The organism is Lentzea sp. NPDC060358 (assembly GCF_042725365.1).
In the GTDB taxonomy this organism is placed as follows: Bacteria; Actinomycetota; Actinomycetes; order Mycobacteriales; family Pseudonocardiaceae; genus Lentzea.
Genome location: NZ_JBHXCW010000052.1, coordinates 21,688 through 39,203, shown reverse-complemented (window position 1 = coordinate 39,203; position 17,516 = coordinate 21,688). Strand labels below are relative to the sequence as shown.

Genomic DNA, 17,516 nt, shown 5'->3' with positions numbered 1-17,516 from the left:
CGGTCGAGCAGCGTGGCGACGACGTCACCGGGTCCGACACCGCGTGAACGCAACCACGCCGCGACACCTCCCGCGGAGAGCGCGAGCTGCTCGTAAGTCATCGAGTCGGCACCGTGACGGACGGCGACTTTCGCCGCCGAGTGGTCGGCAACGGCCCGGAACGAATGCGGGACCGATCGATGTGAACGCTCGAGTGACAACAGTGCACGCCCCCTCGTCTACACGCCAAGAATGGGTTTCGAAACGACCGCGCGGATCGCGCCGAATCGTCGGTTCGTTGGCGAATTCGGCCATGCCGGCCTGCGGGCAGGTTTCAGTTCCGGCGCATCCGCGATCGGTGCGGATTTCCGTGGTTGCGCGTAGGTGTGTTCATCTGTGCCGCCACCCCCAGTGGTAGCTCCACAGTGGCTCGCGTCAGCTCTTCCCCAGTTCCGGCACGCGAGTCCGACCAGCCCTCCTCCGACAGTAACCTCGGGAAGACATGTGGTCAAATGAATGTTCTCGGCGGCGATTTCGCGAGGTGGAAGACTGAAGACGTCCATTGTGGACGGCAATTCGGGGTCTGTCGCAACGCGACCTTGACAAGGGTCGCCGCCGAGGCCACGATCGGTTGAAGTACTGGGGCTGGGGATCGTCGGGCCGAGATCGGCACAGGGGCTTCGTAATTCTTTGCGCGCTCTGGGGAAAGATCGCGCGTGAAGATTCGGTGTTCGCTTTGTGCTCTCGATCAAGGCTGTGTTCGTGCTGTGCGTCGAACCCCGTCGTGAATTCCCGCAGCTCTGCGGCGTGCTTTGTCGTTGGTTCTGGCCGGTTGGGAGCCCGCACAGATGAGCAAACAGGTCGAACTCGCCTATCGGGTCGTGGTCAACCAGGAGGAGCAATATTCGATCTGGCCCGCGGACGGCGAGTTGCCGGCGGGGTGGTCGGCCGAGGGTGTGACCGGCACCAAGGAGCACTGCCTCGCTCACATCGCCGAGGTGTGGGTGGACATGCGGCCGCTCAGCCTCCGCCGCCGGGCGGAGGCCGACCGATGACGGCAGGCGCGGTCGCGCGGGTGCCGGCGGCCATCCCGCCACGCCGGGCGGACAGCCCGGTGCCGCTGTCCGCGGCGCAGCGCGCGGCGTGGACGGCCCGGACCGCGCCAGGTGTGCACCGGGCGCTGCGGCTGCACGGCCCGGTCGACCACCCGGCGTTGCGCCGGGGGCTCGACCGGCTGGCCGATCGGCACGAGGTCCTGCGCACCACCTTCGGCGCCGGGCAGGTCGTCCACGCGCGACTGCCCGTCGCGTTCGAGGTCGTGGACGTCCGCGACATACCCGCGGGCGCTCGGCATGCGCAGGCGGGCCGGGTGGCCGAGTCGGCGGTCGCCGAACCGTTCGACCCGGTCGGCGGACCGTTGTGGCGTGTGGTGCTCGTCGTGCTCGACGCCGAAGAGCACCTGCTCGTGCTGAGCGCCCACCGCCTCGTCTGCGACGAGTGGTCGTGCGACCTCCTGCTCCGCGAGCTGCTCGGACTCCTCACCGGGACCGCCGGCGACGAGCCGTCCGCCACCCGGCTCCAGTACGCGGACTTCGCCCAGTGGCAGGTCCGGCAGGCCGCCGAGGACGACGTGCTCGGCCGTTGGCGAGCGGTCCTGGGCGGCGTGCCACCGGTGCTGGAGCTGCCCGCCGACCACGGCCGTCCCGCGACCCCGACCGGCCGGGCCGGCCTCGCGAGCCGGGAGCTGCCCGAGGAACTGGGCGCCGGCCTTCGCGCTCTCGCCGTCCGGTGCGGGGTCTCGCTGTCCACAGTGGTCTTGACGGCGTTCGCGGTCGTCCTGCACCGCTACAGCGGCCAGGACCGGTTCGTCGTCGGGGCTGCGGTCTCCGGTCGCGATCGGCCGGAGACCGAGGAGATGGTGGGTCCGCTGGCCGTCACGATCGCCCTCCCGGTCGACCTGTCCGCCGGCGGGAGCTTCGCCGACGTGCTGGGCACCGTCCACGGCACGGTCCTGGAGGCGGCGGAACGCGGTGGCGCGACCGTCGAGGAGATCGCCGCGGAGATCGGGGAGACGGCCGAGCAGGGCAGGAACCCCCTGTACCAGGTCTCGTTCCACAGTGGACTGCCAAACGGATCCGCCGATGTGCCCGGACTGCGCGCCGAGCCGGTGCGGCTCGGCGGCCCGCAGACCACGCCGGTGGACCTCGGCCTCACCGTCACCGACGGGGAGGGGCCGGTCGAGCTCGCGCTGCGGTACGCCCTGGACCTGTACGAGCCCGAGTCCGCCGAGCGGTTCGCCGACGCCGTCGTGCACGTGCTGGAGCAGGTCGCGGCGAAGCCGGCGGTGAGCACGAGTGCTCTGAGCGTGGTGCCCGACGGCGAACGCGACTTGGTCGTGTGGCAGTGGAACGACACGGCGGCGCCGTACCCGTCGGACAAGTGCCTGCACGAGCTGTTCGAGGAGTGGGTGGCGCGCACGCCGGACGCTCCCGCGGTGGTCGACGCCTCCGGGAACACGGTGTCGTACCGGGAGCTGGACGCCCGGGCGAACCGGCTGGCACATCACCTGCGAGAACTGGGAGTGGGCCCGGAGTCGTTCGTCGGGGTCTGCGCCGACCACTCGGTGGAGATGTTCGTCGCCCTGCTCGGCACGGCGAAGGCGGGCGGCGCCTACCTGCCGCTGGACCCGGAGCACCCGGCCGACCGGCTCGGCCTGATGCTCGCCGACACCGGCGCGCGGGTGGTGGTCACCCTCCAGCGGTGGCGGGCGGCTCTGCCCGCGTCGTTCCCGGGAACGGTGCTGTGCCTGGACTCCGGGGACGCCGGCCTCGAGGCGCAGCCGGACACACCGGTGGACTCCGGGGTATCGGCGCAGAACCTGGTGTACGTGATGTACACGTCCGGGTCGACCGGGCGTCCGAAGGGCGTGCTGATCCCGCACCGCGGACTGAACAACTACCTGTGGTGGGCGATCGAGGGCTACGGCCTCGACAAGGGGTCCGGGGCGCCGATGGTGGGGTCGATCGCGTTCGACCTGTCGGTGCCGAACTTCTTCCTGCCGCTGATCGGCGGGAAGGCGGTGCGGCTGCTGCCGGTGCAGGACCGGATCGAGGCATTGGCGGACCTGCTGGCGAAACCGGGGGACTTCAGCCTGCTCAAGATCACGCCGGGGCACCTCGACGTGCTGCGCGGCCTGCTGGAGGGCACGCGCGTCACCTCGGTCGGCACCTTCGTGGTCGGTGCGGACGAGGTCCGCCCGGAGACCGTGGTCGGGTGGCAGCGGATCGCGCCGGACGCCGTCGTCATCGACGAGTACGGGCCCACCGAGACCGTGGTCGGCTGCTCGGTGTACCCGATCACGGACCGGTTCGACCCCTCCGTCCCCCTGCCGATCGGCAAGCCCATCGCCAACATCCGGATGCACGTGCTGGACGACCGGCTGCACCCCGTGCCGATCGGTGTCGTCGGCGAGCTCTACATCGGCGGCGACGGAGTCGCGCGCGGCTACCTGGGCAGGCCGGACCTCACCGCGGACCGGTTCCTGCCGGACCCGTTCTCCCGCGAGCCGGGCGCCCGGTTCTACCGCTCCGGCGACCTGGCCAGGCGCAGGGCCGACGGCGACATCGAGTTCCTCGGCCGGATCGACCACCAGGTCAAGATCAACGGGTACCGCGTCGAGCTCGGCGAGGTCGAGGCCCGGCTGCTCGCGCACCCGCGCGTGAGCGAGGCGGTCGTGGTCGCCCGTGTCGCGCCCAGCGGGCAGAAGCGGCTCATCGCCTACGTCGTCGGGACCGGCGCCGGGCAGGCGGAGCTCGCCGGCTGGCTCGCGGGCACCCTGCCCGGCTACATGGTGCCCGCCCGGATCGTGGAGCTCGACCGGATGCCGCTCACCCGCGCGGGCAAGGTCGACCGCGACGCGCTGCCGGAGCCGGGACGGCCGGCGCGGAAACCGGTGAGGAGGGCCTGACCCGTGGAGGAGATCCTCGACGAGTTCTACGGCGCGTTCCCGTACCCGTGGCGTCCCATGAGGTTCGACGTGCTGGCCGACCCGTCCTTCCACTCCCGCTTCCTGCGCCAGGACCTCGGGGACTACGGCGGCGACCGGGTGCCCGAGGTGCGGTCGGTGTGGGTCGCGGGGTGCGGGACGAACCAGGCGCTGATCACCGCGCTGCGCTTCCCCGGCGCCGAGGTGCTCGGCACGGACGCCTCGGCGAGGTCGCTGGAGATCTGCGCGGAGAACGCGGCGGCCGTGGGGGCGCGGAACCTGACCCTGCGGCAGGAGGGCATCACGAACGCCGGCTACGAGGACCGGTTCGACTACGTCCTCTGCACCGGCGTCATCCACCACAACCCCGAACCGGAGAAGTGCCTCGCGCGCCTCGCGGCCGCACTGCGGCCCCGGGGAGTGCTGGAGCTGATGGTGTACAACGCCTTCCACCGGATCGGGCCGGCCACCTTCCAGGCCGCGGTGCGGTTGTTCGACGACGGCGGGACGGCCCAGCCCGAGCGGCTGGCGCTGGCCCGGCGGCTGGCGGCCGCGATCCCCGGCGGGAGCGTGCTGGCCCGCGACCTGGCCGACTACGACAACCCGTCCGAGGCGGCCTGGGCCGACACCTGGATCAACCCGTGCGAGCACTCGTACCTGGTCGACGACCTGTGGGAGATGGCGCAGGCGTGCGGACTCGACCTGGAGACGCCGACACCGACCGGCTTCGGCGAGGTCGCCGGGTCGCCGGGCTGGCTGCTGCGCCTGCCGGACGGCGACCTGCGCGACCGGTTCGACGCGCTGCCCGATCGCGCCCGGTGGCAGGCGGTGAACCTGCTGCTGCACGACCGCTCCCCGATGCTGTGGTTCTACCTCACCTCGAAGGCCGGCGGCCCGCGGGTGACCGAGGCGCAACGCTCGGAGGCGTTCCTCGCCACGGTGTTCCGCCGCAACCGCACCGAACGCCGCGGGTTCGTGCTCGACGGCACCGGCGGCTACCGCCAGGCGCCTCGTGCGACGCCGTTCCCGGCGGGGTCGCCACCCGAACAGGTGCGGGCCATCCACGACGCCGTGGACGGGGTGCGTCCGATGCGCCAGGTGTTCGCCGATCTCGGCGTGGCCGCGGACCCGGACGTGGTGCACCGCGCCCGAGTCCTGCTGACCACGACCGCGTCGCCGTTCCTGCTGGCGTGCTAGCCGGTGCCGGGGGATGAGGACGCTGCGGAAGTACGCCGGGCCGTTGTCCGACCGCCGGTTCCGCCTGCTGTGGGCGGGGCAGGGGGTGTCCACCGCCGGGGACGCCGCGATGCTCGTCGCGCTGTCGCTGGCGCTCGTCTCGAGCACCGGGTCGGCGAGCGCACTCGGCTTCGTCCTCGCGGCCACCGCGGTGCCGAGGCTGCTGCTCACCCTCGTCGGCGGTGTGTGGGCGGATCGACTGCCCCGGCAGAAGGTGATGCTGGCCGCCGACGCCGTGAACCTGGTGGCGCAGGTCGGGATCGGTGTGGAGCTGCTCGGCACCGTCGACGTCGGACTGGTCGCCGTCTACGCGGCCGCGTCGGGTGCGGCGGCGGCGTTCTTCGTGCCCGCGTCCGGTGCGATCGTGCCCTCCACCGTGGCACCGGAGCACCTGGCGCGGGCGAACGCCCTGGTGGCGCTGACGCGCCAGATCGCCATGGTCGCCGGACCGGCGCTGGCCACCGCGCTCGTCGTCACGATCGGCGCGCCCTGGGTGTTCTTCCTGAACGCGGGCACGTTCGCGGTGAGCGCGGTGACGCTCGCGCTGCTGCGCGTGCCGGCCGTGGCGGCGGTGCGGACCGGGTTCTGGGACGAGCTGCGGCAGGGCTGGCGGGAGTTCAGCGGCCGCCGGTGGTTCTGGACGAACGCGACCGCCCACATCTGCTGGAACCTGGGGCGTTCCGCCTACCAGGTGCTCGGCCCGCTGGTCGCCGTCCGCCAGCTCGGGGGAGAGCTCTCCTGGGGCCTGATCGCGCAGGGCGCGGCGATCGGCGCGGTGGGTGGCGCGGTGGTCGCGCTGCACGTGCGGCCGCGCAGACCGCTGGTGGTGGCCAACCTGGCGCTCGCGCTCGGCGCGGTGCCGCTGGTGCTGCTGGCGGTCGCCGCCGCACCGGTGGTCATCGCCCTCGCGGCCGGGGTGATGCACGCGGGGCTGAGCGTGATGCAGGTGATCTGGCAGACCACGGTGCAGAACCACGTGCCGGAGCACGCGCTGTCCCGCGTGCTCGCCTACGACTGGCTCGGCTCGCTGGCGCTCGCCCCGCTCGGACTCGCGCTGGCCGGTCCGCTGGCCGACCGGATCGGTCTGCCGGCCACCCTCGCCGGCGCCGCCGTCCTGCTCGCGGGCGGCTGCCTGCTGGTGCTGGCCGTGCCGGAGGTGCGGCGCATCGGCTCCCGGCCGCACCAGGACCTGCCGACCGCAGAGGAGTGACCATGGAATCCGCAGGTCAGACGTACCACCGGTTGACCGCGTACCGGCACGACCGCCACTGGCTCGTGCCGGAGGACGACGAACGCGTGGTCTCCACCTTCCTCGCGCTGGACGACCGTCGCTATCCGGCCGAGTTCAAGAGCTACCCCGACGACCTGCCGAGGGTGGCGCTGCCCGCCGATCTGCCACCGGGTTCGGCCGGCGGGCCGCTCGACCTCGCGGAGCTGTCCCGCCTGGTGTACTTCTCCGTCGGGGTGGTGCGCTACCGGGAGCGCGCCGACGGGCGGCCGATCCACTTCCGCGCCGCGCCGTCTGCGGGCAACCGGCATCCGATCGAGCTGTACGTCTGCGCCCGCGACGTCGACGGCCTGGACGACGGGGTCTGGCACTACTCACCACGCGACCACGCGTTGGTGCGCATCGGCCCGGCGCCCGAGTGCGCCGTGCCCGCCCTCGTGCTCACCGGGGTCCCGTGGCGGACCTGCTGGAAGTACGCGGAGCGCGGCTACCGCCACGTCTGGTGGGACGCGGGCGCCGTGGTCGCCCAGCTGCACGCGCTGGCGGCGCAGCGCGGCGACCGGCTCCACGTGAGCCTCGGGTTCGCCGACCGGGAGGTGGCCCGGCTGGTCGGCGCGGACCTGGAGCACGAACTCCCGCTCGCGGTGGTCAGCATCGGCCGGTTCCAGCCCGCGCCGGTGGCGGCGGGGGACGCGGCGACCGGTGACCTCGGACCGGTGCCGGTGACCTTCCCGCTGGTGGGCCGCACCCATCAGGCCGGCGTCCTGCGGACGTCCGACTCGGCCGGGAACTGGGCGCAGCGCAGCGCGCGGACCTCACCGCGGCGGCACCGCGACGGGGCGGAACCGGTCGAGGACGTGATCGTGCGGCGCGGCTCGACCAGGCGGTTCGACGCGAACGCCACGGTGAAGCTCGACGTCCTGCGCGCCACGATGCTCGCCGCCGGCGACGTGCCGGACTGGGATTGCGGCGCATGGCCGCTGACCACGCATGTCGTGGCGAACGCGGTCGACGACCTGACACCCGGCGTCTACCGGTGGCTCGACGGTGAGCCGCGGCTGGTGGCCGCCGACGGAGATCCGCGCGCACAGGCCCGTGTGCTGTGCGAGGGCCAGGACCTCGCCCACGACAGCGCGTTCCTGGTGCTGCAGTCGGCGTTGATCGCGCCGTTCCTGCTCCGGCGCGGGGAACGGGGCTACCGGGTGCTGCAGTTCGCGGCCGGTGTCGCGGCGGGCGGTCTCTACCTCTCGGCCTTCGCCCAGGAGCTGGGCTGCACCGGGCTGACGATCACGGACACCACCGTGCCGGACGTGCTCCGCTCGCCCGCCGACGGGTTGCTCGCCGTCGCCGTCGGCGTGCCCGCCTACCGCGCCCGCCGCGGTGCGAGCAGGCCGGGCAGTCCTGCCCGTCTCCGCGAGCTCTGAACGTCACCTTCCACATCCAGGGGGAACAGCATGCCTTCACCGCAGCGGAGCACCGGCCTGCCGGACGTCGACGCCCACCGGTTGCTCACCCGCATCCGGGAGCTCGCGAAGATCGGTGCGGACCCGCGTGGCGGCGTGACCCGCGCCGGTTTCAGCGCGGCCGACCGGCTGGGCATCGCCTATGTCGCCGACCAGGCGCGCGGAGCGGGGCTGGAGGCGGAGGTCGACCAGGCGGGCAACCTGATCGTCCGCCGCCCGAACGCGGACCGGTCGCGCCCCGCCGTGCTGATGGGCTCTCACCTCGACACCGTCGTGCAGGCGGGCCCGCTCGACGGCGCGTACGGCGTGCTGGCCGCGTTGGACGTCGTCCAAGTCCTGGCCGGCTACCAGGAGCCCCTGCGCTACGAGCCGGTGGCGATCGCGTTCGCCAACGAGGAGGGCGCCCTGTTCCCGTGCCCGTTCTGGGGATCGCTCGCGGTGAGCGGCCGGCTCGAGCGCACCGCCGACGACCTGGTCGACCGTTCCGGCTGCTCGTTGCGCGAACCGCTGCGGGCGATCGGCGGCGATCCCGACGCGGTGGCCGCGGCGAAGTGGCGGGCGGGCTCGATCGGCGCGTACCTCGAACTGCACATCGAGCAGGGCCCCGCCCTGGAGGGAACCGGCAACCGCATCGGCGTGGTCGAGGGGATCACCGGCCGCACCGTGTTCTCGGTGACGGTGCACGGCGCGGCGGGACACGCCGGCACCGTGCCCATGGACTACCGCGCCGACGCACTCACCACCGCCGCACGTGTGGTGCTGGCCGTGGAGGAACTGGCGCGGAGCCAGGAGGTCTGCACGGTGGCGACGGTGGGCCGGTTCCAGATCGAGCCCGACGTCACCAACGTCATCCCCGGAGTGGTCCGGATGACGATCGACGTGCGCGACCTGTCCCCGCAACGCCTGCGCGGCGCGGAGGAGGCGTTGTACGCGGCACTCGCCACCGTGGCGACGGACACCCGCACACGGGTCCAGGTGGAGGTCACCGACCGCATCACCGGCGCCGTCACCGACCCCGGCCTGCGCGCCACAATCCGCGCGGCGGCCGACGAGCTGGGCCTGCCGAGCCTCGACCTGCCCAGCGGAGCGGGCCACGACGCCCAGATGATCGCGCCCGTGGCACCCATCGGGATGATTTTCGTCCCCAGCGAGGGCGGCGTGAGCCACGTGCCCGAGGAGAACACCAGCGACGACGACCTCGTGGCGGGCGCGCGGGTGCTGCTGCGCACCGCGATGCGGATCGGCCTCGACGACCCGTCTTGAGCGGGGCGGGGGAGTCCGTGCCTGACCAGCCGAAGCATCGGGCACGTCCGCGGCTCCGCACCCGGATTCCGGAACCTTCGGCACGGGTGTCCGTCCCCATTGGACGGGGAGGTGACGACATCGGGTTCGGTAGCGTGTCGGGTCATGGACACCATCGCCGACTTCCTGGACGACTGGGGCCGTCGCTGGGCCGAGGCGATCGCTGCCGCGGTTGGTGCTCTGCCCGCTGATGTCACGGCCGGACGGATTTACGGGGCTGCTGTCACCGTGGCCGATGGCAACACCGTCCCCGGACTGCTCGTGCAGACCGAGTCCCGCCTCGCCGCGATCACCGACCCGGAAGCCGACCCCGCCACAGCCCGCTACTACCGGTGGTGGCCCGACGAGTCAGGGCTCGAAGTCACCGATGACGCCCTGGCCGCCCTGTCGTCCGAACTCGGTGCTTGGGCGGAGGCGCATCCGCAGGTCACCACCGAGCCGGGCGAAGACTTCCTGCTGTGGAGCGAGGGATGGGTGGTCAACTCGGACCGAGCCCTGGTCGCGGCAATGGGATCGAGTTCGGTGAGACAGGCTTTCGCAAGCCACGAGCTGGATCCCGTCCTGGTCGTCACCGAAACCGACGGAGGCGCTTCCCGGGCGTTGGCAGCGTTCGACGCCCTCAATTCTGATCGCGACGATGACCTGGCCGTTGACGCACGACTGTTCTGGCAGGAGAACGCCGGCAGCTGACGGCAACAGGCTCAGAAGAACTGCGACTCCGTGAGCCCGATCGAGCGCAGTCCTCGGCCCGGGCGGAAGCTCATCTGGATGCGGTATTCGTCGTCGGTGCCCCACGCGTAGAACAGCGAGTACTTGTCGCCGCTGCTCGGCTCGCCGAGCACGGCTCGGACCTCGTCGGCCTCCGAGGCCGGTCCGAAGCGGTCGAAGAGCGCGTCGGGACGCGGGTAGGCGCCCTCTCCCTGAAGGTAGAGGGTGACGCCGAGCGCCGGCTGCGGCCCATCACCGAACACGAAGACCTGGATGCCGTGATCGCGCAGGTCGTCGGGGCCGACGCCGCTCAAGCCGAGCAGTTCGACCGCCGCCTCACGTGCGTCGGTGCGCCCGACCAGTTCGAGCAGCGGCGCGCTCTCGCCACCGAGGTCGGCGGCGCTCAGCTGGGTGCCCTTGACCGGGTGCGTCGGCTTGCGTTTCGGTTCGCCCTCGATCAACCGGTCCACCCACCGCGAGAACGCGTCACCCTTCGTCCGCACGGTGAACGACGCGGGCACCTTGACGTCGTAGGTCTCCTGCACCCACGCCCGGAAATCGTCGACGGCGCGAGAGGTGTCACGCGGCGGCCGACCCGATGTCGTCGTCGAGAGTTCCTGATGGCCGACCGCGACGACGCGCAGCAGGTCGAGCGGCGTCTTGGCCAGCAGGAACGTCTCACCCTCGCTGCCGAGCACGCCGACCCGGACGGTGCCGCGGTCGTTCCAGAGGACGACGAGGCCGCCGGTGCCGTCGGCCTGCGCGACGGGGAGCAGCGTCTTGGCGTCGGGGGTCTTGTCCGTGAACCACCCGTCGATGGTCAGTCCGGTGTCGAAGACGATGCCGAGCACTCGATCGCCGGCGTAGGCGGTGAGCCGGAGCCGGCCATCGCGCTCGATCGCGTGGCCGCGGTCTTCCATCCACGCCCAGGCGGAGTCGAGCTCGTCGGGTATCGGCAGGGCGTCGGGGTGCGAAGCTCGGAGCAACTCGGCGAAGTGAGACACGCCGATCACTCTATTCAAGCGCCCGCCATCGGACAGCGATGTCAGGCTCGAGGTGGATCCCCGCCACGGTGAGGACGACCCCACGCCGAGTGAGAAGACTCGCAGGCGCAACTCGTCATGACGGTGTTAAGTGTCAGCGGTGATGGAAGTCCTCGACCACGCTCGAGCAGCCTGGTACCTGTTGGCCGACGGCGATGCGCTGCTCCTTGACGTGAACTGCAACCACAACTCCTTCGGCTACTCGGTGCTGATCGAGCTGAACGCCGCCGAACGCGCCCGGTTGGAACAGGAGGGCCGGGACTACCTGGACACCCTCAGCCACGAAATCCACTTCAGTGCGCCCATCGTCAGCAACCCACCGGTGGGTGAGCCGTCGCCGTACCGGGCTCGCGACCTCACCCGCACGCGTGCCGGTGAGGTCTCGGATGCGGTGCGCCGCTGGCGTGAGGCCAACGCGAGTCCTCCAGAGACACAGTGAGGCTGCTCGTCCTTCGTCATGTCCTCGGTCACCACGCATTCGCTGGCCCCCGTTGCTGTGCGTGGTGGCGGGCGAGGTGCCGGCGCAACAGGTCGCGTCCGTAGTCGCCGCCGTTGGGAGTCCGGACGATCGTGTGGACGTGGAACGGTTCGGGTTGGTCGTTGTCGAGGAAGACGCCTTGGTGGCAGTCGTATTCGATCAGGACGACGGGGCTGTGGACGCGGTAGTAGAAGGCGTCGTCGTCGCCGCTCCCGCCGATCCAGGCGATGTGCGTCTCGTCGAGATGCCGGTCGACGCTGTCCATGAACGCGGCGGCGGGACCCTCCGGGAGTCGTTGCGCGTAGGTCTTCACCAGGTGGAGCAGCGACTGCCGTTGCGCGGGGGAGAGCCGGCTGGCCGGTAGCCCCGCGTAGGGGATGACGCGGTTGTCCTGGGCGGCGCCACCCAGGTGCCTGCCGTTGACCGGGTCGGCGAGCTCGGCAGGCAGGTCCTGCGCCCGCATCGACGTGTGGAGAACGGCCTGCCGTGCCTGTTCGGGGCGGAAGCTGCGCCGCAGGTCGAGTCCGGCCGTCCGCTGCTCGTCGAACAGACGCAGGCCCTTGTGGGTACCGCGGTCGGCCTCGGTGGGCTCGGCGCCGATGAAGGTCGGCGTGAGGACCATCTGCCGGCCGAGGACGAAGCAGTGCACGTCGAGGTGGTGGCCCCACAGCTGCCATCCCCACGGCTCCTTCGTGGAGGGGGTGCCGAAGATGGCGAACGAGTAACTGTGTTCGGTGAGGGTGTCGCGGTACTGGCCGATCAGCTCGCCGAGCGCGGCGTTGAGCTTCATCGCCGTCCGGGCCTCGGAGAAACCGGTGGCGGACAAGGACGCTTCGAGGACGGCGAACACGTGCTCGCGCTGCGCGGGCTGGAGGCGATCCAGGCGCAGGCCGTGCGGGTCCCAGGTCGGAAAGGCGTTGATCCACATTCGCCATTCGTCCGCGTCGACGGCGAACAGAACGCGTTCGCGCTGCGTGGGAGTGAGGCAGTCGAGGAAGGCGGTCGCCGCCCCGCTCGCGGGCCCGGGATCCCAGCCGGTGTCCTGGAGGGCGAACAGATCGGGTACGACGTGCCCGTCCGTCGTGATGCCGACCAGCGGTTCCTTCGCCCTCTCGAGCACGGGCGGGAACAGCTCCCGCGCCACCGCCTGGAGATCCGGGGGAAGAGCCACGAGATCGATCCGGGCGTCCTGGATCGGCAGCCCGAGGACGGCTCCGAATCCCCGGTAATGCGTCTTTTCGCCTTCATCATCCATCGTGGGACATGCCTTTCTTGCGTTCGGGCGCCAGTCGGTCAAGCCACGGCGGGGTCGCGGTGGTGCTGGACTGTGCTGCCTTCCGCGAGACGAGTGGCGCCAAACGACGCGTCGCGATTACCGTAGGAGTGCAGCTCTCCAATGGGAAGAAGGCACCTTGTGGTAACCACGCAGGCCGAGTCGGGCAGCCCTTACCGCGCTGACTGCCCGACTCGCCACATCCTGGACCGCATCGGCGACCGTTGGACGGTGCTCATAGTGGGCGCCCTCTGGGACGGCAACGCCCGTTTCTCGGAGCTGCGCCGACGCATTGAGGGCATTTCGCAGAAGATGCTCACGCAAACTCTTCGCGGGCTCGAACGGGACGGGCTCGTGCACCGCGTCGTCCACCCCGAAGTTCCGGTTCGCGTCGAGTACTCGCTCACCGAGGCGGGCCGCACCCTGCGCGAGCCGCTGCGCGCACTGCAGGAATGGGCGATCGTGCACCTCAGCGACGTGTCCGCGTCGCAGGAGGCCTACGACCACGCGAAACAACCATCTTGATCACGCGAAAGCGACCCTTCCGACTATCCACTCCGACCAAACAATCCAATATGGGCAAACTCACGTCCATTGTGGCTTGCTCCTGCGCCTCCGAAACCGACACGGAACCGTTGGTGTCGAGTTGAGGATCAGGCGAGCGCAACGTAGCTTCCGAACGTGCGTGCGATGACGAAGTGTCCTGGAGGTCCGGCGATGATGCGTCTGCGAGGTGCGCGATGACGACCGAGTCAGCCGACCGGCCCGTGGCGGCCGATGTGCGGACCGCCGATCGCGACGGGGTGCTCGTCGCCACGGTCACCGGAGATCTCGACCCGGTGGGTGTGGCCAGCGCCGGTACCGCTCTGGACGGCCTGCTGGACAAGCGGCCGGCTGCTCTCGTGGTCGATCTGGCGGTGTCGTTCCTCAGCTCGGCCGGGCTGTCGATGCTGTTGAAGCTGCACGGCCGCGCTCAGGACGACGAGATCGGGTTCGTGATCGTGGCGCAGGACCACGCTGCTCAGCACCCGCTGTTCCTCACCGGGTTGAGCGAGGTCCTCCCTCTCGCCGACACCGTGGACGCCGCGGTCGACTCGCTCCGCAAGAACGGGAACTGACACTCGAAGCCGGTGCCCTGCTCGACCTCCTGCGCGGAGGCACGAGCAGGGCGTCGTCGGTGTTCGCATCGGCACCGGGGCCGCCGAGGCGTGTGCACCGGTCACCGCCCGGGCAGGTCGCCGGTGATGACGCCCGCGGTGTCCACCGCACAGGCCGCATGGACGCCGGGATGCACACTCGCGACTTCCCTCCAGATCAGCCTGGCGCCCCACGAGGTGCTTGACGGCGTGCCGCGGTTGTTCCTGGCGATCCGCCCCACACCCCGGACAGAGGTCCGCTCGGCGGAAGCGGGTGCCGAAAATTGTCAGGGGTCGACGCTAATGTCTCTCCCATGCCGCCGGACCGGCGGTTCGGCCATCTAGGGGGAAGAGAGGAATCGTTGTCAGACTGGGAAATCGCGAGCACGGCGAGGGTGCTGCCACCCGCACGCCCGCGCAAGCTCGCCAAGGTGCCTTTCGTCGAACTCGCGGACGGCCGGTTGCAGGGTGTGGTGTCCAGCGGGTCGGACATCGAGCGGGTGTACGTCTCTTCGGTCGCCGCGGGCACCTATGATTTCGCCTGCAGCACCAACAACAACCGTCCGTGCGGAGGCGCGCGCGGCACGTTCTGCAACCACATCTCGGCCCTGATCACCGAGGCAGTGCTCCAGTACGGCGTGGGCCGCGTGGCGCGCTACCTGCGAGTGGACGCCGAGGTCGTGGACGCGCAGGCCATCTACGCCTTCATGATGGGCGAACGACCGTCGCAGGCGGACAGTGCCGCCGCGGCCCAGGTGTTCAGCCGTTTCCTGCGCCACCTGGCCTATGTGGAGCTACCGCCGACGACGTCGCCGGTGCCGGAGCTGCAGTGGTTCCCGCCCACCAGGGCGGTGGTGTGATGAGAGCCGACCTGCTGGCAGATCCCGTGGACGGTCTCGACGAGGCCTTGGCCGCCGTCATCGGCGTCGACCAGGCCCTGGCCGCGGGCCTGGTGCGCCCCCAGGCCGCCCAGGCCGCCGGACTGGCCGTGCTCGCCGACGCGTTCTCCGCTTCGCCTCTGGCCGGCAGGGTGGCCGAGGCCGCGGAGAAGGCAGCGGCCGGCGCCGCCGGCGAAGAACACTTCCTTTCCCTTGCGGCGGCCCGGATCGCGTTGTTCGGCTCGGTGCACGACGCCCTCACAGCGCGGATCGAGCAGGCCACCGGGCACCCCCGTGTAGAACCGGGGGTGGTGTTGCCTGGGGGAGGTCAAGCCGATTCGGGCGGCGCACCGCCGATCGCGGGCCAGACCGAACCCGCCGCGAGCGGACCGGCACCGCACACCCCGCAGGCCGAGAACCTGGTGCTGGCAGCGCGTTCCTGGCTCGCCGACGTGGCCAGGGCCGGCTGGCAGGGGATCGACCACGAACTGGTCGCCGGCGCTGCCTCGGTGATCTCGGCGCTTCTGCCGGTCCCGCACCTGCGCAGACTGGCCGCACTGCTGGACGGGTTCGCCGCGGAGCTGGCCGCGTCGTGCCCCGGCTCCGCCCTGGAGCGGATTCCGGCACGCCGCTGGGGAGACCTGTGGTCCCGCGCGCTGCTGCTGACGCTGCCCGGTGCGACGGACGTGCCCACGAGCACGGTCACCGGCCGCCTCCTGCCGCTCGGCGTGGACCTGCACGAGCACGCGACAGCCGCCCAGGCCCAGGTGCACGCCGTGTTCGAACCGGCGGACGGCACGCCCTTCCTGGTGCGGGCCAGTGTGTCCGCGCCGAAGCCGGACACGGTCATCGGTGCCGGGATCTGGCAGGTGCTCCGGCCGCACATGTCGTTGCTGGCTGCCGTCAGCGAGGGCAGGTCGATGGAGCTCACGGCCATGCCGATCACCGCCGAAGGCGACCTGCTGTGGCGCGACGAGCACGCGAAACCGGGCGAGCCCGCCGATCCGTTCGCCACCGCGCGAGTCGTCCTGCCGGCCGCGAGCCGGCCGCAGACGGCGCCGCTGGACAGGCACCCGGCCCGCCTCGCCGTGCCGGTGTTCCTGGAGGGCTACGTCGCCGAGCAGTCACCGGAAGACGGGCTGGCCTTCACCCTCGCCGGGCACCGGATCGCCGTGGACACCGACCGGGTGCCGGCCGCCGGTCCGCTCACCCCGGAAGCAGTGGCGGGGTCGACCGCGTGCATCGGCCTGGTGCGCTGGGACGCGGGCACGTTCCGCGTCCAGCCGCTCGCCGTCGAGACCACCGCGCGCAAGAAGACGGTGGCCCTGCACGCGGGAGCGTGGGCCGGTGGCGCGGTGGACAAGATCGGCGTCAAGGCGGAGAAGGCCGCGACCGACGCCGCGACGGTGCTCCGCGAGCGCGCCGGAAGGTTGCTGCGCAAATGACCGACGCACAGGAGAACCGCCGCCAGGTCCTCTACTGGCGGTTGCTGTCCCGGCTGTTCGACCAGGACGAGCAGTCCACTCTGGAGTCCGCGAGCCTGGCCGTGCTGCAGGACATCGGCCTGCCGCCCGCGTTGCTGGACCACCACACCGGTGTCGACTCGATCGTGCAGCGCCACCCGGAGCTGGCCGCCGAGATCGACGGCGTGATGGTCCCCGAGCCGGTCGGCGAGCGCGACAAGGCGGCCGAGGTGCGCCGGGCCGCGCTGGTGTCGAAGGTGCTGCTGAACGTCTTCAGCACCGGGTCGGGCAACGTCACGGCCGGGCAGCTGGCCCGGTGGCAGGCCGATGCCGGCTGGCTGGAACGCGCGCTCGGGTGCGGGCGGGGCGAGCTGCGCGGCAGCGGCCGGCCCGCAGGCCGGAGCGGCACCGGTCCCGGCTCCGGCACCCCGGACCTGAGCACCCTGATCCCGCGGATCGGTCCCGAGCTCGCCGCCCTGGAAGCGGATCTGGTCAAGCGCATGCGGCTGCGCGAGGTGCTCGCGGACCCGGCGCTCGCGGCTCAGCTCACGCCGAGCATGTCGCTGATCGAACAGTTGTTGCGGGACAAGGACAACCTGTCCGGGGTGGCGCTGGCGAACGCGAAGTCGCTGATCCGCCGTTTCGTGGACGAGGTGGCCGAGGTACTGCGCACGCAGGTGCAGAAGGCCTCCGCCGGGTCGCTGGACCGGTCGGTACCGCCCAAACGGGTCTTCCGCAACCTCGACCTCGACCGCACGATCTGGAAGAACCTCACGAACTGGAGCCCGGAGGAGGAACGGCTCTACGTCGACCGCCTCTACTACCGGCACACGGCGCGCAAGACCACGCCACAGCGGTTGATCGCCGTGGTGGACCAGTCCGGTTCCATGGTCGACTCGATGGTCAACTGCACCATCCTGGCCTCGATCTTCGCGGGGCTGCCCAAGGTCGACGTGCACCTGATCGCCTATGACACCAGGGCCCTCGACCTGACGCCGTGGGTGGCCGACCCGTTCGAGACGTTGCTGCGCACCCAGCTCGGCGGCGGCACGGACGGCACGGTCGCGATGGCGCTGACCCAGCCGAAGATCGCCGAGCCGCGCAACACGGTGGTGGTGTGGATCTCGGACTTCTACGAGTCCCACTGCGAGCAGCTCTACGACTCGATGGCGGCGATCCACCGTTCCGGGGCCAAGTTCATCCCGGTCGGCTCGGTGACGAGCGCGGGCCGCGGCAGCGTGAACCCGTGGTTCCGGGAGCGGTTCAAGGACCTGGGCACACCGGTGATCTCCGGTCACATCCGCAAGCTCGTGCACGAGCTGAAGACGTTCCTCACCCTCTGAC

The 17,516-nt window shown here is 71.2% G+C and carries 16 protein-coding genes; 13 read left to right on the top strand and 3 right to left on the bottom strand.

The features are described from left to right. Positions 1-200 (bottom strand): AMP-binding protein (locus ACFWGZ_RS14260; RefSeq protein ID WP_382451925.1); only part of this gene is annotated, 200 nt, incomplete at its 3' end. Positions 201-827: 627 nt separating this feature from the next. Here ACFWGZ_RS14260 and ACFWGZ_RS14255 point away from each other — a divergent pair. From ACFWGZ_RS14255 to ACFWGZ_RS14225, 7 genes are all read left to right on the top strand, one after another. Further along, complete coding sequence (locus ACFWGZ_RS14255) at positions 828-1,034, top strand: MbtH family protein (protein ID WP_382451924.1); 207 nt, start codon at positions 828-830, stop codon at positions 1,032-1,034. Beyond that, complete coding sequence (locus ACFWGZ_RS14250; protein ID WP_382451923.1) at positions 1,031-3,946, top strand: amino acid adenylation domain-containing protein; 2,916 nt, start codon at positions 1,031-1,033, stop codon at positions 3,944-3,946. Before ACFWGZ_RS14255 ends, ACFWGZ_RS14250 begins: the two co-directional genes overlap by 4 nt. Before the next feature lie 3 nt (positions 3,947-3,949). Next, positions 3,950-5,161 (top strand): class I SAM-dependent methyltransferase, encoded by a 1,212-nt coding sequence (locus ACFWGZ_RS14245; RefSeq protein ID WP_382451922.1) that lies wholly within the window; start codon positions 3,950-3,952, stop codon positions 5,159-5,161. 13 nt (positions 5,162-5,174) lie between these two features. Beyond that, positions 5,175-6,410: an MFS transporter gene (locus ACFWGZ_RS14240; protein WP_382451921.1), complete on the top strand. Its 1,236-nt coding sequence runs from the start codon at positions 5,175-5,177 to the stop codon at positions 6,408-6,410. A 2-nt stretch (positions 6,411-6,412) separates the two neighbouring features. Beyond that, positions 6,413-7,852 (top strand): SagB family peptide dehydrogenase, encoded by a 1,440-nt coding sequence (locus ACFWGZ_RS14235; RefSeq protein WP_382451920.1) that lies wholly within the window; start codon positions 6,413-6,415, stop codon positions 7,850-7,852. A 30-nt stretch (positions 7,853-7,882) separates the two neighbouring features. Next, entirely contained in the window at positions 7,883-9,154 is a 1,272-nt protein-coding gene (locus ACFWGZ_RS14230; protein WP_382451919.1) for a Zn-dependent hydrolase, read from the top strand. Between the two features lie 144 nt (positions 9,155-9,298). After that, entirely contained in the window at positions 9,299-9,883 is a 585-nt protein-coding gene (locus ACFWGZ_RS14225; RefSeq protein WP_382451918.1) for a hypothetical protein, read from the top strand. A gap of 11 nt (positions 9,884-9,894) precedes the next feature. On the opposite strand, the gene ACFWGZ_RS14220 is transcribed toward ACFWGZ_RS14225, so the two are convergent. Beyond that, positions 9,895-10,989, bottom strand: a complete 1,095-nt coding sequence (locus ACFWGZ_RS14220) for a hypothetical protein (protein WP_382451917.1) — start codon at positions 10,987-10,989, stop codon at positions 9,895-9,897. A gap of 55 nt (positions 10,990-11,044) precedes the next feature. Between ACFWGZ_RS14220 and ACFWGZ_RS14215 the strand changes: the two genes are divergently transcribed. Beyond that, positions 11,045-11,383, top strand: a complete 339-nt coding sequence (locus ACFWGZ_RS14215; protein ID WP_382451916.1) for a hypothetical protein — start codon at positions 11,045-11,047, stop codon at positions 11,381-11,383. 28 nt (positions 11,384-11,411) lie between these two features. Here ACFWGZ_RS14215 and ACFWGZ_RS14210 read toward each other — a convergent pair whose 3' ends face one another. After that, positions 11,412-12,593 carry a DUF3500 domain-containing protein gene (locus ACFWGZ_RS14210; protein WP_382451915.1) on the bottom strand — a complete coding sequence of 394 codons (1,182 nt, stop codon included), beginning with the start codon at positions 12,591-12,593 and terminating at the stop codon, positions 11,412-11,414. 243 nt (positions 12,594-12,836) lie between these two features. Between ACFWGZ_RS14210 and ACFWGZ_RS14205 the strand changes: the two genes are divergently transcribed. The 5 genes from ACFWGZ_RS14205 to ACFWGZ_RS14185 all read left to right on the top strand — a co-directional run bounded on the left by ACFWGZ_RS14205 (position 12,837) and on the right by ACFWGZ_RS14185 (position 17,515). After that, positions 12,837-13,220 carry a winged helix-turn-helix transcriptional regulator gene (locus tag ACFWGZ_RS14205; RefSeq protein ID WP_382451914.1) on the top strand — a complete coding sequence of 128 codons (384 nt, stop codon included), beginning with the start codon at positions 12,837-12,839 and terminating at the stop codon, positions 13,218-13,220. A gap of 215 nt (positions 13,221-13,435) precedes the next feature. Beyond that, positions 13,436-13,813 (top strand): STAS domain-containing protein, encoded by a 378-nt coding sequence (locus ACFWGZ_RS14200; RefSeq protein WP_382451913.1) that lies wholly within the window; start codon positions 13,436-13,438, stop codon positions 13,811-13,813. Between the two features lie 380 nt (positions 13,814-14,193). Continuing rightward, positions 14,194-14,691, top strand: coding sequence for a hypothetical protein (locus ACFWGZ_RS14195; protein WP_382451912.1), 498 nt, complete (start codon positions 14,194-14,196; stop codon positions 14,689-14,691). Continuing rightward, a complete protein-coding gene (locus tag ACFWGZ_RS14190) occupies positions 14,691-16,154 on the top strand; it encodes a hypothetical protein (protein WP_382451911.1) in 1,464 nt (487 codons plus the stop codon). The genes ACFWGZ_RS14195 and ACFWGZ_RS14190 overlap by 1 nt, the downstream gene beginning before the upstream one ends. Further along, positions 16,151-17,515 (top strand): VWA domain-containing protein, encoded by a 1,365-nt coding sequence (locus ACFWGZ_RS14185; protein WP_382451910.1) that lies wholly within the window; start codon positions 16,151-16,153, stop codon positions 17,513-17,515. The genes ACFWGZ_RS14190 and ACFWGZ_RS14185 overlap by 4 nt, the downstream gene beginning before the upstream one ends. Position 17,516 lies beyond the last annotated feature (1 nt).